Annotated in this window: 16 protein-coding genes; 5 read left to right on the forward strand and 11 right to left on the reverse strand. The window is 43.4% G+C overall.

The genetic code is table 11. The features are described from left to right. Positions 1-145 precede the first annotated feature (145 nt). Entirely contained in the window at positions 146-1,114 is a 969-nt protein-coding gene (locus tag MHI08_RS14795; protein WP_342499722.1) for a D-glycerate dehydrogenase, read from the reverse strand. Between the two features lie 74 nt (positions 1,115-1,188). Further along, on the reverse strand, positions 1,189-2,211 hold the full coding sequence (gene yutH / locus MHI08_RS14800) for a spore coat putative kinase YutH (protein WP_087976185.1): 1,023 nt from the start codon (positions 2,209-2,211) through the stop codon (positions 1,189-1,191). Positions 2,212-2,343: 132 nt separating this feature from the next. On the opposite strand from yutH, the gene MHI08_RS14805 reads away from it, so the two are divergent. Beyond that, a complete protein-coding gene (locus MHI08_RS14805; RefSeq protein WP_041107672.1) occupies positions 2,344-2,844 on the forward strand; it encodes a phosphatidylglycerophosphatase A in 501 nt (166 codons plus the stop codon). A gap of 39 nt (positions 2,845-2,883) precedes the next feature. Here MHI08_RS14805 and MHI08_RS14810 read toward each other — a convergent pair whose 3' ends face one another. The 3 genes from MHI08_RS14810 to MHI08_RS14820 are packed head-to-tail and all read right to left on the reverse strand — an operon-like array spanning position 2,884 to position 4,405. Then, the gene (locus MHI08_RS14810; RefSeq protein ID WP_087976249.1) at positions 2,884-3,657 is read right to left on the reverse strand and encodes a TIGR01457 family HAD-type hydrolase; all 774 of its coding nucleotides are present in this window, start codon (positions 3,655-3,657) and stop codon (positions 2,884-2,886) included. 18 nt (positions 3,658-3,675) lie between these two features. Continuing rightward, positions 3,676-4,110, reverse strand: a complete 435-nt coding sequence (locus MHI08_RS14815) for a DUF86 domain-containing protein (protein ID WP_025094159.1) — start codon at positions 4,108-4,110, stop codon at positions 3,676-3,678. Between the two features lie 19 nt (positions 4,111-4,129). Then, positions 4,130-4,405, reverse strand: a complete 276-nt coding sequence (locus tag MHI08_RS14820; RefSeq protein WP_024423368.1) for a YutD family protein — start codon at positions 4,403-4,405, stop codon at positions 4,130-4,132. A gap of 120 nt (positions 4,406-4,525) precedes the next feature. Between MHI08_RS14820 and MHI08_RS14825 the strand changes: the two genes are divergently transcribed. After that, positions 4,526-5,161, forward strand: coding sequence for a YhcN/YlaJ family sporulation lipoprotein (locus tag MHI08_RS14825; RefSeq protein WP_087976184.1), 636 nt, complete (start codon positions 4,526-4,528; stop codon positions 5,159-5,161). A 39-nt stretch (positions 5,162-5,200) separates the two neighbouring features. On the opposite strand, the gene lipA is transcribed toward MHI08_RS14825, so the two are convergent. Then, entirely contained in the window at positions 5,201-6,097 is an 897-nt protein-coding gene (gene lipA / locus MHI08_RS14830) for a lipoyl synthase (RefSeq protein ID WP_008360456.1), read from the reverse strand. 326 nt (positions 6,098-6,423) lie between these two features. Between lipA and MHI08_RS14835 the strand changes: the two genes are divergently transcribed. Further along, a complete protein-coding gene (locus tag MHI08_RS14835) occupies positions 6,424-7,368 on the forward strand; it encodes a M23 family metallopeptidase (protein ID WP_229137106.1) in 945 nt (314 codons plus the stop codon). Between the two features lie 26 nt (positions 7,369-7,394). Here the strand turns inward: MHI08_RS14835 and yunB are convergent, their stop codons facing one another. From yunB to MHI08_RS14855, 4 genes are all read right to left on the reverse strand, one after another. Continuing rightward, positions 7,395-8,165, reverse strand: coding sequence for a sporulation protein YunB (gene yunB / locus MHI08_RS14840; RefSeq protein ID WP_080701219.1), 771 nt, complete (start codon positions 8,163-8,165; stop codon positions 7,395-7,397). Positions 8,166-8,234: 69 nt separating this feature from the next. Next, positions 8,235-8,540, reverse strand: coding sequence for a DUF1805 domain-containing protein (locus MHI08_RS14845; protein ID WP_024425980.1), 306 nt, complete (start codon positions 8,538-8,540; stop codon positions 8,235-8,237). Positions 8,541-8,607: 67 nt separating this feature from the next. Continuing rightward, positions 8,608-9,981, reverse strand: coding sequence for a bifunctional UDP-sugar hydrolase/5'-nucleotidase (locus tag MHI08_RS14850; protein ID WP_087976183.1), 1,374 nt, complete (start codon positions 9,979-9,981; stop codon positions 8,608-8,610). Between the two features lie 66 nt (positions 9,982-10,047). Continuing rightward, the gene (locus MHI08_RS14855) at positions 10,048-10,899 is read right to left on the reverse strand and encodes a DUF72 domain-containing protein (RefSeq protein WP_041107676.1); all 852 of its coding nucleotides are present in this window, start codon (positions 10,897-10,899) and stop codon (positions 10,048-10,050) included. A gap of 305 nt (positions 10,900-11,204) precedes the next feature. Between MHI08_RS14855 and MHI08_RS14860 the strand changes: the two genes are divergently transcribed. Beyond that, a complete protein-coding gene (locus tag MHI08_RS14860; RefSeq protein ID WP_087976182.1) occupies positions 11,205-12,374 on the forward strand; it encodes a helix-turn-helix domain-containing protein in 1,170 nt (389 codons plus the stop codon). A 64-nt stretch (positions 12,375-12,438) separates the two neighbouring features. Next, positions 12,439-13,596, forward strand: coding sequence for an oxalate decarboxylase family bicupin (locus tag MHI08_RS14865; protein ID WP_087976181.1), 1,158 nt, complete (start codon positions 12,439-12,441; stop codon positions 13,594-13,596). A 56-nt stretch (positions 13,597-13,652) separates the two neighbouring features. Here MHI08_RS14865 and MHI08_RS14870 read toward each other — a convergent pair whose 3' ends face one another. Next, positions 13,653-14,843 carry a tetracycline resistance MFS efflux pump gene (locus tag MHI08_RS14870; RefSeq protein ID WP_041107682.1) on the reverse strand — a complete coding sequence of 397 codons (1,191 nt, stop codon included), beginning with the start codon at positions 14,841-14,843 and terminating at the stop codon, positions 13,653-13,655. Between the last annotated feature and the right edge of the window lie 35 nt (positions 14,844-14,878).

Genomic DNA, 14,878 nt, shown 5'->3' on the forward strand with positions numbered 1-14,878 from the left:
CATTATAAAGGGGTATCCTCATTTTGACAAGGTAATAAAATAAGAGATTGTCAGAATGAAACCGCTTAACAGCTATTTACATCAAGATTCTATATTTTCAAAAAATTTTTGTCAGAAAAGCTCCCGAAAGCCGGGAAGCCTTATATTATGAACGAACCGGCGTTTTGGCTGGCTCGTCTTGTAAGACAAGCGCAATATTTTCAGCACATAAACGCATCATCGTTTTTCTCGTTTCGACACTAGCACTTCCAATATGAGGGAGAACTGTAACGTTAGGTAATGTCGTTAACGGATGAGACGGACTGACAGGTTCCTCTCTAAATACATCCAGACCAGCGCCGGCAATTTTTCCTGTTGTGACAGCCTCGTATAAAGCATCCTCATCCACAGTCTGTCCTCTTGATACGTTAATGAAATAAGCAGAGTTCTTCATCAGATCAAATGCTTTTTCATTAAACATGTCTTTCGTTTCCGGGGTTAACGGCGTCAGACAGACGATGAAATCAGACTGCTTGAGCAGTTCCTCAAAAGCCGCATAGGTCACGCCAAGCTGCGCTTCTGCCTCGGGTTTTCTTGAACGATTATGATAAAGGACATTCATATTAAAGCCTTTGGCCCGCTTGGCAAGTGCTGTTCCAATGCTGCCCATTCCGACAATCCCGAGCGTTTTGTGATGAACATCAGCACCGGCAAGAAGAAGCGGCCCCCAGCCTGTCCAGTTTCCATCCTTAATCCAATCACTCGCCTCGACAATGCGTCTAGCTGATGCCATCAGAAGGGCAAAGGCTAAATCAGCCGTCGATTCTGTTAAGACGTCTGGTGTATGACATACGGTGATTCCGTGCTTTTTGGCTGCTTCAAGATCAATATTGTCATAGCCAACAGCAAGGTTTGCGACCACCTTGATATTTGGAGCCTTTGATAAAAGCGGCTCATCTATTTGATCTGACAGCATGGTGAGAAGCGCATCCGCTTTAGCAGCTTGTGTTTCTAACTCTTCTCTTGGACACGGCTCATCCTCGCTTGGCCACATCTCAACATGAGCGACTTCTTTTAATGGTGTAAGTGATGCTTCATCCAGTTTTCTTGTGATATAGACGTAAGGTTTCGTCAAGAAGAACACTCCTTTTATCGATTTCTTTAAGCATAACGAAAAACGCCTCAAGAGAAAAGAGACGTTTCGTCTGTTCACTGAAACTTCAAATCAGCTGCAGGCTGAATCCAGCCAACAGCCGGAATGGGGCTCCCGCCGCTTCGCATGGCACTCATTTCTTGAAAGATCTTCAGAAAGTATTCATAGCGATTGGCATCATTTAAGACGTAATCTAACCGCTCTTCATAATATGACTTTTCATTTTCTCCCGACATGTAGTAGCCTTCTACAATTTCAAAGTAATGAAGCGGGAACAGCAGGCGGCTGTATAACAAACGCTTTGAAAAGGAGGAAAGAGGTGTCACCTCCTCATATTGCTGAAGAAAGGAAAAGCCTTCTTCAATTAAATCTTCCTTATGCTGTACAAAGGTTTCTCTTAAGTATTCAGCAATATCACGGGTTGGATGATCAAAGACCCAATCCACAGGTAAACGCAGCGGCTGCTCATGCGGCCATGTCATACGTGAAAAGCGCTGATGACAGACAGTGCCCGAGTCACCTTCTTTCGGTTCATCATCAAGCTCAGTATCGACTAAATATTGAATGGCATTCTCCGTTAATCCAAGATAATACGGAAACGATTCAATGAATTTTTGTTCAAACCGTTCCAGCGGTTTTTGATGCATTTGCTGCATCCAAAAGCCTTCAAGCTGATCTAATCGTTTTGCCCATAATTCCTTCCAGGCACCGACACGTTTTGTTTCGGATACTTCATATGGAAATCCTCTTCCCCTGACATGGAAGGATGCCAGTTCTGACGCTTGCTGAAACGAGCGGCTTGAGAGCGGAGGCGCTGCTTTTAATAAAGCATACTGCTCCTTCCCATGAGTAAAGGTGGGTTTCTCTTCATTTGTTAATTCAAACACAGCGACGTATGGGTCTCCAGCATTCAGTAAATACTGACTGATATGATACAACTCTGAGAGTTCTTCTTCTCGCAAATGAGACACAGGAACAATGAGGAAGAAAGCCTCCGCCGTTTGAAAGCTCTGATAACTGCCATATGGCGTAAATTGACGAACATCAATACCAAATGTGTGATAGATGGTTTCTTTCATGTTTTCACCTGCGTTCCTATGATCAATCTCTTATCATATCGTAGTCGCAGGTTGAGGGATTTATGAATACTATTTACTATCCGAAGCTTTTTACACGTTGTGGACAAATTACGAGGATTGGGTGAGGAATACATGCCGCATCATCATGAGATGAACGAAGTAGAAAAAACAGCAAGACGCCGTTTACAAGAACGTGGCGTAACCATTCAAGATATAGCAGACCTTGTCTACTTTTTACAGGAAAAATATCATCCTGGCTTAGACATGACAGAGTGCATCCACAATGTGGAGCGTGTCATCGCAAAACGTGAAGTCCAAAATGCGATATTAACGGGCGTCGAACTAGACGTACTCGCCGAACAAAAAAAGCTGACTGAGCCGCTTCAATCAATACTTGAAACGGACGAGAGCCTGTATGGCGTTGATGAAATTTTATCCTTTGCTATCGTCAATATTTATGGTTCGATCGGCTTTACGAATTACGGATATATCGATAAAGAAAAACCAGGAATTCTCGGGAAACTCAACGATAAATCCACAGGCGAATGCCACACCTTTTTAGATGACATTGTCGGCGCTATTGCTGCCGCCGCATCAAGCAGGCTGGCACATAGTGCAAGAAATGCGAAATAAAGAAAAAGAGGACGCGCGCGAACGCTTGTCCTCTTTTTTTTATGATAATCGCTCAATCCACTCGGATAATGAATCAATGACATAGGTTGGTTGCTTTTCATACTTCTGAAGCAGCTCTTTTGTTGTCACACCTGTATGGACGAGTAATGTGTCCATTCCTGCATTCATTCCTGCCATAATATCCGTATCATAGTTATCACCCACCATGAGCGTCTCAGACACATCTGTCCCAAGTACACGCATCGCTTGTTCCATAATAATGGATTCCGGCTTTCCGATAAATGTCGGCTGAACCGTTGTCGTCACGGTCAGTACAGATGTTAACGAGCCGTTCCCTGGCAAAAGCCCTCTTTCTGTTGGAATGGCAATATCTCCATTTGTTGAGACAAATTGTGCGCCTTGACGGATGGCAATCGCACCTACTGCTAATTTTTCATATGTAATGCCACGATCAATTCCAACAACAACGAAATCAGCGTCTTCCTGACCAAACGTCAGCCCTTTTTCTTCAACGGCCTGCTTGATTCCTTCTTCACCGATCACGTAAACGGACGCATCTTTCTTTTGCTCAGCAATATAATTAGCCGTCGCCATACTTGTTGTAAAAACTTGTTCTTCTGTTGCTGGGATATCGAATGAAACGAGTTTTTCCGCTACCTGCTTTGGCGTACGTGATGAGTTATTCGTGACAAACAAGTAAGGGATGTTCAACTCATTTAACTTTTGAACAAATTGACCTGCTTCTTCGATCTTTTCTGTTCCTTTATACATGGTCCCGTCTAAATCAATTAAATAGCCTTTGTATTTCATGATGCTCACAACTCCAATGGTTTATTTAAACGCTGATACTGGGCCAAGCTCCTGCTCCAAGTAGGTACGGATGCGGCTTGGAAAGACCTCTAGCGCCTGCTCTACTTCGCTGATCACCTGCAATAAGTCATGATGAACCACTTCCTGATATTGCTGCACAAGTGTTTTGCGGGATGAGACAAGCTTTTTCAGCTGACTTCCTTCTCCTTCTGGTACAACCTTTTCATCAACAAGTATATCCATGATGTCATCATAGCTTCCTGGGTCACGCATAATAAAGCCATCAATCATGTCATTTCCGGTATCAAGAATACATTCGACGAGCAAATGAACAATTCGTTCCAGCGCTTTTTTCTCTAGAGGACTTGTCCATGTTTGATGACTCTGCATCAACTCATATTGCTCCTCGAAAAAACGTAATGTCTCTTCAATCTTTTTTCTGTCAACGAAATACATTATGACGCTCCCCTTTGCGTTATTTTCTAATTCGCTTTAAGACAAAATAGGCACACCCAAAATTACAGTATTCATAAATGTATTCATCGAGTGTGCTGATTTTAGTATCAAATGTGGCCTTTTGGTTTTGGTCATCAAAGAACCCTTTCAGCCTGAGCTGATTATAGCCCCAGTCCCCCACAATATAATCATACTTATTTAAAATATCTGAGTACCTTGCTTTAAACGCTTCTTCATTAAAGCCGTCTTTGATATCTCTTACAAGATCAAAGGTAGCATTCTGAACGACGATCATCTTCTCACCTCTTTTTAAACGATCCATCTTTAATGATAATTCATTGGAAGAACTCCATCAATTGCTAAAGCATGTTTTTTCCGATTTAGCCGAAGCTAAAGGAAAAAGGAGGTCACATTTATGAAGAAACAACTGACAGCCGCGATTCTCCTCAGCATGCTTTTAGGCGGGTGCGGCTTTCAATCAGGTATGAACCGGCAAGTGGATGAAGATTCTTCAAGTAAAACCATCCGTCTGTCGGATCGTCATGAAGGAAATAATTCCAACATGCCAGAAGCAGATACAAACAGAGCAGGATATGTTCGTTATCAGCGCCAGCAAGTAACGGATCAGAAAGAAAGAACCCCTGCTTTAAATCGTGAGCATCTTGCCCACGTGATTACAAGTTTAACGGTGCAGCTGCCAAACATCAAAGATGCAGCCACACTTGTGACAGATGAGGATGCACTCATCGTGTATCGAACAGGAAACAAAAACCGTGATGAATCTGCCGATCAAGTAAAGAAAACGGCGGTTTCTGTTCTCCCTCGTTATTATCATGTATACGTCTCTGATAATCCAGAGCACTTTCAATCCATTGCCAATTTTTCACGTCTTCAAACCAATTCACGTGATTTTGACCAAATTTTAACCAAAACAATTCAGCAAATGAAATATTCCCCTCAAGGCGGGAACATATCGAATCAAGAAGATGCAAATGGGATGACGAATTCCGACCGAACGATGAGAAGAAACACCCCTTACGGCCAAAATTAATACGAGAAAAAACGCCAGAGAGCTCTGGCGTTTTCTTTGTTACGCTTGCGCCTGACGCTTTTTAGACGCTTCGTTTACTTGTTCATCTGCATGGTAGGAAGAGCGCACAAGCGGCCCAGCTTCACAGTGGCTAAAGCCTTTTGACATCGCAATTTCCTTTAGCTCTGCAAACTCATCCGGATGGTAGTATTTTTGAACTTTCAAATGCTTTTTCGAAGGCTGTAAGTACTGACCAATCGCCATAATATCCACGTTATTGGCAAGAAGATCATCCATGACTTCAATGATTTCTTCCTTCGTTTCACCGAGTCCAATCATAATGCTTGATTTTGTTGGAATATCGGGCTGCATTTCTTTTGCACGACGCAAGAATTCTAATGAACGATCATATGTAGCTCGCGCACGAACTCTTGGCGTTAATCTGCGAACTGTTTCAATGTTGTGATTTAAAATGTCAGGACGAGTGTCCATTAACGTCTTCAAATTATCATAATTACCGCCCATGTCTGAAGGGAGAACTTCAATGGTCGTGAATGGGCTTTTTCTTCTAATCGCACGAACGGTTTCAGCGAACACACCTGCGCCGCCATCCTTTTGGTCATCCCTTGCAACCGCTGTTATAACAGCATGCTTTAAGTTCATTAAGGCTACTGAATCTGCCACGCGTTCTGGCTCTTGCAGGTCAAGCTCAGTTGGAAGTCCAGTTTTCACCGCACAGAAACGGCATGCGCGCGTACAAACAGATCCAAGGATCATAAATGTAGCGGTTCTTCTCACTGCCCAGCATTCGTGAATATTCGGACATTTTGCTTCCTCACAAACGGTATGCAGGTTGTTTTCCCGCATCATTTTCTTTAAACCGGTATAGTTTTCATTCGTATTCAGCTTAATTTTAAGCCAGTCCGGTTTTCTTACGTGCTCTTCCTTCTTTGCCAATTCCATCATCTCCATATGAATTCGTTAAAGGTGCATCTACAAAAATCTTCCTGCTATATACGATGGATGCAGCCAAGAAGCTGCAAAAAATTGAATCTTCGGCCTAAAGCCTTTTCTTTAGACACTTTAACATAGTACAGATTGAACAACAAGGGAATGAGCTGCAAAAATACCCAAAAGCCTCCTAAAAAAACAGAAGAAAATTACTAACATTTTCTTCTTATGAAATAGAGTGATCTAACCACACTAAACGGTAGAAGATGATGCTCGATGAAAGGAGATGGACGTTTGTGAAAGTGGTTTTAGCCATTATGATTGCTCTTTCAATGCTCCCTTTACCTGTTCATGCAAAAGGGACGGGCAAACAGCCAGATGAATTGAAGCAAAGAATGGCCCTATATGAAAAAGTCTCCATCACAACACAGGTTCCATGGTATGTACTTGCTGCAGTTGATCAGTATGAACACAATATTCGAAAAAGCAGAAGAGATTTACCGAAACAAAAAGGCGTCATTGGCATCTACATTCCCCGGGAAATGTGGATTGGACCAGAAAACCCGAATAAACAGGATACCTCTCCTTTAAGCATTAAAGTGTTTGACGGAATTGGTCTTGATGGGAATGGGGATGGCAAAGCAAGCAGCGATGACGATGAGGATGTATTGTTCACGTTTGCTCAATACTTGCTTCACTACGGCAGCAGCATTGATCAATTAAAAATTGGCTTATGGGACTATTATGGACGTGATCAAACCGTTGGAATCATTTCATCTTTTATGAAGCTATATAAGCACTACGGCCATCTTGATCTTGGAAAACATGCTTTTCCTCTTCCGGTTGGAGCTGACTACAGCTACCGAAGTACATGGGGAGATGCGAGAGGGTTTGGAGGAAGGAGAATTCATGAGGGAACCGATTTATTTGCCCATTATGGACTTCCCGTTCGTGCGACATCGTATGGTGTGATTGAAATGAAAGGCTGGAACCGCTTTGGCGGCTGGCGGATAGGTATTCGAGATATTCATAATCATTATCATTACTTCGCGCACTTAAATGGCTTTGCGAAAGGACTCAAGACAGGTCAAATTGTTGAACCCGGCCAGGTGATTGGGTCTGTCGGAAGCTCCGGCTACGGCCCTCCAGGCACCGCAGGAAAGTTTCCGCCTCATCTTCACTATGGCATGTACAAAGACAACGGCAGAACCGAATGGTCATTTGATCCATATCCTCATTTGAGAGCGTGGGAAAGAGCTGAACGGAAACGAAAGTAAATAACAGCCCAATCATTGTTGGGCTGTTATTCCTTTTTCTCCTTTTTCTCTGGGAGAACAATTGATGGAGCACCTGAGTTTGTTCCGCTGCCATTATAATAATCTGGTACGTCTCCTTGAACGGCTTGTATGGAGACAGGAACAGAGTTTTTAACTACGATTGTTTCAGAAGCAAACGGGATAATGACTCTTACCTTGACCTCGATCAGAACACTAATATCAATCAAGGCATTGTTAATGCCATAAGGCTTAATGTTTTTTTCAACGTCCGTATGCGGATCACCAATCACACTAAAACGTACAGGCACTTTGGGTCCGAGGTTGGCGATGAGTGCATTTCCGGATGCTTGCCCAAGCGGAATGTTATATATAATGCCGTCATGTCCATCTGTTTGATCCTTTAATGCTTCTTTTGCCTCTTTTTGAAAGTTCCCCTTTTCAATGTCCTCTAAATTTTTTTGAAGATGACGCGAGAGGTCAGCCATTGCTTTCGATGTTGCTTGCGCATTAAAATCGATGGTCGTCACTTTTCCGTTCTCACTTGTATTCATGACCACCATATCCTTCATATTCTCCTGATCGTCTGCAAAGTCTTGGACTGAATATTGTATGAGGTGATTGGCGATGCGCTCTGTTTCTAGTTCAGCAATGTGAATAAGGGTAGGTTTAATGGATCGGTTGATAAAAAATAAACTAATTACGGTTGAGAGCACAAAGAATAAGATCGCAAGCAGCATGACGTAACGAAATGGCAAAGGGCCCTTCTTGTAGGGGCGATAACGGCGGTTCATTCTCAATAAAAAATCCCCCCTTCTCCATTACATGTGTATGCAGACAGGCGGGGGGATAAGAATCATCTCTCTATTTTATTTCACCATTTTTAATAATGCATCTCTTCCAATTGTTCCAGCTGAGATGCCCAGCGCTTCTGCGGCGTATGTCACAGATTCTAAAGGAGCATCGAGCAATTGCTCAATGGTTCTTACACCAACTGCTCTTCCTGCAATAATTCCTCTATCTGCAAGCTTTTCATTCAAGAGCCCGACATCCAGTGCACCGCACATGATATATCCATGTTCATTTGTTACTGCCATGAAATTTGTCTTCGGCAGCTTGACGGTGACCGCTGTAAAGGAATGGCCATCAATTGTAATAGGTGTTAAATTCACCAAATCCCTTCACTCCTCTCATCACAATCTATGTGAAAAGAGGGCGCGTGTTGTTAGGCTGAAGCGGATTTCATGTTGCTTCCTTCAAGCGCCATGTCAGAACATCACGTAAAAATTCAGGCATAAAATATTCAATGTGTTCGTGATCACGGATATGAGGAAAAAGAGAGCCTAATGTATACATATCGACTGTGCCAACAGTATAGGAGGCGTCTTTCTTGATCAATTGACCATGTACAAAGACATCCTTCACCCGTTTGGCCTCGCCTTCTTCTAATGTATAGCTGAGGCCGCTATATAGCATTTTCCCCATCAGCTCACCTCTAAAGCCGAAGCCATTGATGCGCAGCTGTTCCATTTTTTCTTCACAGCCCCGCTGAACCGTTTCGATGAGCTGTTGACCGGTAAGCGTCACCCGAATGGGATTAATGGGATGCGGACATATCCGGTGGATTTCTTCTCTTGTAACAATCCCTGCCTCTAACGAATCAAGCACCATACCTGCATTCATCATCCCAATATCTGCTCCGCACCAATCTTTAATGGCATCTGTTAAGAGCTGCGGAAGCGGAGATTCGTCGAACCACTTCGTTTCTAGCTTCGACTCAATCGTTGTCACTTTTTCCTGCATGAGTGCTTTTGCTCTTCTTTCTGCCTGCTGCAAGGTGGTGATGGCTTCATCTGATTCACTGATAAGCTGATCCACTGACTGCACTGTCGCTTTTTTCTCTATCAGCTCTTTGCGCGCTGTATCGATCGTCAGCTCAACGCAGCCAATATAATGCCCATACTTTTCAGCACATGCAAGCAGCACACCATTGTCCATTTCACCTTGTTCTAACAGATGATGTGTGTGTGAACCTAGGATGATGTCGATGTCAGGGAAATCACGGGCGACCTCTCGATCATGGATGATACCGAGATGAGATAAAAGCACAATGACATCTGCCTGTTCCTTCACTTCCTGCAGCATGTCCCGTATGCTGTCAAACGGATCAGTAATGTTCCAGCCCAGCTTCTCATATACAGGTGTATACGCAATGGTCACGCCTAAGAGACAGAGCTTCAGTCCGTTTTCCATTGTGATCATATGATAGGGCTTTGCCCATGATGGCCTTTTGCCTTTCTCAAATAAATTAGACAGGACCACTGGAAATTGTGCATTCTCATACAAGTGATCCAGCTGATCATGGGGCAGCGTAATGCCTTCATTGTTCCCGATCGTGACTCCATCATAGCCAAGCTGATTGAGGAGCTTGACGTTTACCTTTCCATAATCCGCTTCGGATACGAGGTTCACTCGATCCATATGGTCGCCAATATCAAACAAGAGCATCTGATCGTGAACTTGACGCTTTTCTTCAATATAAGCTGCAATTTTTGGCCAGTTCTCAAAGTGGCTGTGCAAGTCGTTTGTATGATATAACCATAGCTTCTGCAGCATGTTGATCTCTCCCTCAAGTTGTCACTGACCGTCTCATTCAGGTTGAAAGCTTCAGTCAGCTCTCGGTTAACTAAATAAATCTAACTGCTTCGGAGACAGGCTTGAATAGGTGATATCCAGCAAATCAATCATCTGCTGGCCATTCGCCGCTGCATCTCCGCCGGAGTTATTATTAAACACGACATAGACATCTTTCGATTGCTGATGCAGGATGTCGAGATTCTTTTTCCACTCTTTTAATTCAGCTTCATTATATAAATATAAGTATCTCACTTCACGCCAATTCTCATGGTCTGCCGGGTGAAGCCAGCCCTGTTTATTCCTCCCGTGAAATCGGACCAATGTTTTATCACGGTGTGTAGCTTGTATGACTGGCGGAATGGAGCCTTCTCCGACTTGCGGTTCATCACAGACAGAATGAATCCATCCTTCCTTTTCCATAAAGGACAAAGTCTGCTCATAAAATTCCTCTGAAAACCATGTACGGTTTCGGAATTCAAGAGCACATGGAATGTCCCCCATCTTCTCCTTACACCATCTTAAATAGTGGACGTGCTCTTTTTTGCAATCAAACCAAGGTGGAAATTGAAAGAGCACCATGGCCAGTTTCCCTTCACGAATGAGCGGAGTCAGCGAAAGAATAAATGCATCAAACATGTCCTCCTTCGAAGCAAACGGAATCTCGCCCCTTTGATGTCCAGTCATTCCTTGGTATGCTTTCACAACAAATTGAAAGTCATCTGGCGTATCCTTTATCCACTTTTCATGATTACGCTCAGGCTGAACCGCATAAAAGCTGGCATCCAGTTCCACAATCGGAAACGTTGACGCGTAGTGAAACAGCTTTTGCGCGCTGCCGATTCTCGGCGGATAAAGACTGTCATGATCTCCCCAGCCAGTTAATCCGATATAAATCATGTTCCTCACCTCTTGCCACTCTCATGTATAGACGGCTTCCTCACATCAAAGCCTTTATTCCTTGTGATACCCATATTTCTGAAAGAAATTCTTCTGTTTACAACATATCATATTTGCTCGTAATTCTGAATGAAGATGACTGGCGGCACGTGATTTTGTCCTGACGCTCTGTTTGTTTGTCATATGAATTGACAACTTTCTATCTAAAATGATTTTAGCTGATAACATAAAATGCATATCAGAGATGTTGTCAGTGATTGTCCATTTTTTTATTCATCTTCACCAATAAAGGAGACCCAGTGGATATGAGCATAGACGATAACCAGTTTGAAATTTTACAAAAAATGGCCAAAAAGATTCACAAGCCCATCTATTTGTTTAACCAGCATGGACGTATTCTCTATACCTCGCACCCCATGATCACAAGCTCAGAATGGATGCACATTCTCCCCTTTTTTCAAAGCAGGACAACTCATTCTTTTTCAATGATACATGCAAAACAAACCTTTTCCATCTTTCCAATTGATCTAAACGAACAAACATGTGATTATCTGGTCATCCTTTCTTTCATTCACCCGCAGAATAAAACTTTGCATGGGATCATTGCAAAAGCAGTAAACAAAATGTCGATTGCACGTATGAGACAATATGCCGCCCTGCAAACGGCCAAGCGTGCTAGAAATGAGGGCTTTCGCAAATGGATAGAGAGGGCATCGTCTTCCCAGCAAGATCCCTTACATTTCGCTCAGGCGTTTGGATTAAACGCCGAATGCCGCTATCTATGTATGATCTGTCAGCTTGACGAGCGCAGTGATACCACATGTTTTATGAAGCAGCAAATGGTTTTGGATCAAGTGGTTGATCTGCTCGAAAGTGCACTTCCAAGCTGCCCATTTCCTGCCTTTCTGTTTTTAAAAGGTGATATGGGTGTTGTATTGATGGAGGAGACTGGCAGTTGGCCGGAGGTTAGCGACAGGCTCAGCTCTTTTTTAAAACAATTGCAGATGCTTGTTAAACTGCAAGTGAATCATACTATTTCTTTTGGGGTGAGCTTGACGGGCTGCCTCATCTCCCATCTGTCTGAAGGATACAATGAAGCATTAGAGGCTCTTCAAACCGGACATCTCTCATTGCGTACTGAATATATTCAATTTTATCAAGCCAAGGATGTGCCAGATTTACTAAGGCTCATTCCAAGAAAGGATATGATCACGTTTCACCAGCTGCACCTTCACCCGTTATCTGAACCATCACAAGTCGATCAAAGCCTTCTTCACACCTTATCTGTCTATTTAGAAACCCATTGCCACATTTCAGAAACAGCCAAACGATTGTCCATTCATCGCAACACGGTCATTTATCGCCTCGAGAAGTGTGAAGAATTGCTTCGAATCAGCTTAAAAAATTCTGACGCAACATTGCGGCTGCGCTTAGCCTTCCGTATTCAAATGTTTCTCTCATCCCATCCTGATTGAATTTTTTCTTCTGAAACCTCATATAGTTTGGAGGAGAAAAATGAGACTTAAGGAGGGATGATAAATGGATGATGAGCTCCGTCACATCCCGCAGCCCATTCGAAAGGATGGCGCGGGTGCCACCGACTTAGGCCCGCGCGATGTCCTTCGAGATATAGAGAACCCAGATATGCTCGTTCCCCCTAAAACCGATGCCGGAACAATCCCCAATTTAAAATTTTCATTTTCTGATACACACATGCATTTGAATCACGGCGGCTGGTCGAGGGAAATTACAAAGCGGGAGCTACCTGTTTCAACAACGATTGCAGGTGTCAACATGCGGCTCACACGCGGAGGTGTTCGTGAACTTCATTGGCATAAGCAGGCTGAATGGGCGTATATGATTTTAGGTAAAGCCCGCATCACATCTGTAGATGCAGAAGGGCGAAATATGATCGCTGATCTAGAAGAAGGCGATTTGTGGTATTTTCCACCTGGTATCCCGCACTCCATTCAAGGACTTGAGGATGGTTGTGAGTTCCTTCTTGTATTTGATGATGGCGATTTTTCTGAATTTGATACATTCACGATCACAGACTGGTTTGCCCATACACCGAAAGAGATTCTCTCCGCCAATTTTGGTGTTCCTAAGAAATTGTTTGACCATATTCCGAATAAGCAGCGCTATATGTTTCAAGGCTCACCGCCGTCATCCTTAGAAAGCCAAATGGTATCTGATCCATACGGGAGCATTAAGCCGCCATTTACGCACCAGCTCCTTCGTCAAAACCCGATAACGACCTCTGGCGGAACCGTCCGAATTGTCGATTCACGGAATTTCCCGATTTCAAAAACGATTGCGGCTGCACTTGTTGAAGTAAAACCTGGCGGCATGAGAGAAATGCACTGGCACCCTAATAATGATGAGTGGCAATACTATTTAACAGGTACAGCTAAAATGACGGTCTTTGGAGCAGGAGGTACTGCCCGCACCTTTAATTACAGAGCAGGTGATGTTGGATATGTTCCTTTTGGCATGGGGCATTACATCCAAAATATCGGCCAAACGAGCCTTTGGTTTTTAGAGATTTTTAAAAGTGACCGGTTTGCAGATATTTCGTTGAATCAGTGGATGGCCTTAACCCCGCCTCAATTAGTGAAAGAGCATTTACACGTAGATGAAGCGATGATTCGTGCGCTTCATAAAGAAAAATCACCTGTCGTGAAATATGAGAGATGATGCCCATCATAAAAAACCGATCAATTCGTCCTGATCGGTTTTTTTATCAGCAAATTTTAAGAAGCTGCCGAAGCATGCTGCACTTTTTTCCCCCACACGATGGATGCAGCGAAGCTTACGCAAAGCACTAGTGTTCCAAACATAAAAGGAAACTCAATATTCACATCAAATAATATACCCGCAAGACTCGGTCCGACGATATTGGCAAGGCTCATAAAGGATGTATTGAGACCGCCTGCTACCCCTTGCTGATTGCCTGCCATCTTGGACAGCAATGTATTGAGGGCTGGTCGGACAAATGACGTAGCCGATAAAAATAAAATCGAACCCGTAAAAATCAACCAAAAGGACGGCGCATAACGGCAGGCGATCAGCATGAAAGCCGCACCTAACAGCGCATAACGGACGACTCTCATCTCTCCAAATCGTTTCACACAGGCATTCACTAACGCCCCTTGAACAAGCACCCCGGCAAGACCCGCAACCGTAATCACAAACGCAATATCCTTCGGTGAAAATCCGTGTTTTTGGTCTACATATAAGCCGAAAATCGATTCAAAATGAATTATTCCGAAATTGAGGACAAAGGCCAATATAAACAAAAAGCCGTACGATGTCTTTAGAGCCTTGATCATTTGTACAAAAGGATTGAAATGAATATCCTTGTTGAGCCGCGCCTCTTCCTGTTTTTCCTTTGTTAATGTTTCAGGTAAGAAGAGGATGGATAACAAAGTAGAAAGAGCAGCAAAGGAACCGGCAATAAGAAATGGAAATGCGATCCCGTACTCAACCAAATAGCCGCCTACGCCCGGCCCGATGACAAAACCTAGTGTCATCGCTGCACTGAATAGACCCATTCCTTTCCCTCGGTCCTTTTCACTTGTAATATCAGCGATGTATGCAAACATGGCCGGCATAAGCAAAGCCCCGGCAGCACCGCCTAAAAACCGTGACACAAATAGCATCCAAAGCTGATCAGCAAAAGCAAAAATAAACTGAGCAATCGTAAAGCCCGCAATCCCGGCAATGATCAATTTTCTTCGTCCAAATCGATCGGTCAGTGCCCCGGCAACCGGCGATAACGCAAATTGTGTAAAACCTGTTGCAGCGACAAGAAAACCGAGTGTTTTTCCTGTTGCACCAAAGGCTTCAATATAACTCGGCATAACAGGTACAATGAGGCCAAAACCAAGCATGGCAATAAAAATATTGAGCATCAAAATGTATAATCTGCCCATCTTCTTCATATAAAAACCTCTTTCTGCATATAAATGAAAATGAT

The organism is Bacillus sp. FSL M7-0791, from assembly GCF_038627085.1.
GTDB classification, from domain to species: domain Bacteria; phylum Bacillota; class Bacilli; order Bacillales; family Bacillaceae; genus Bacillus; species Bacillus safensis.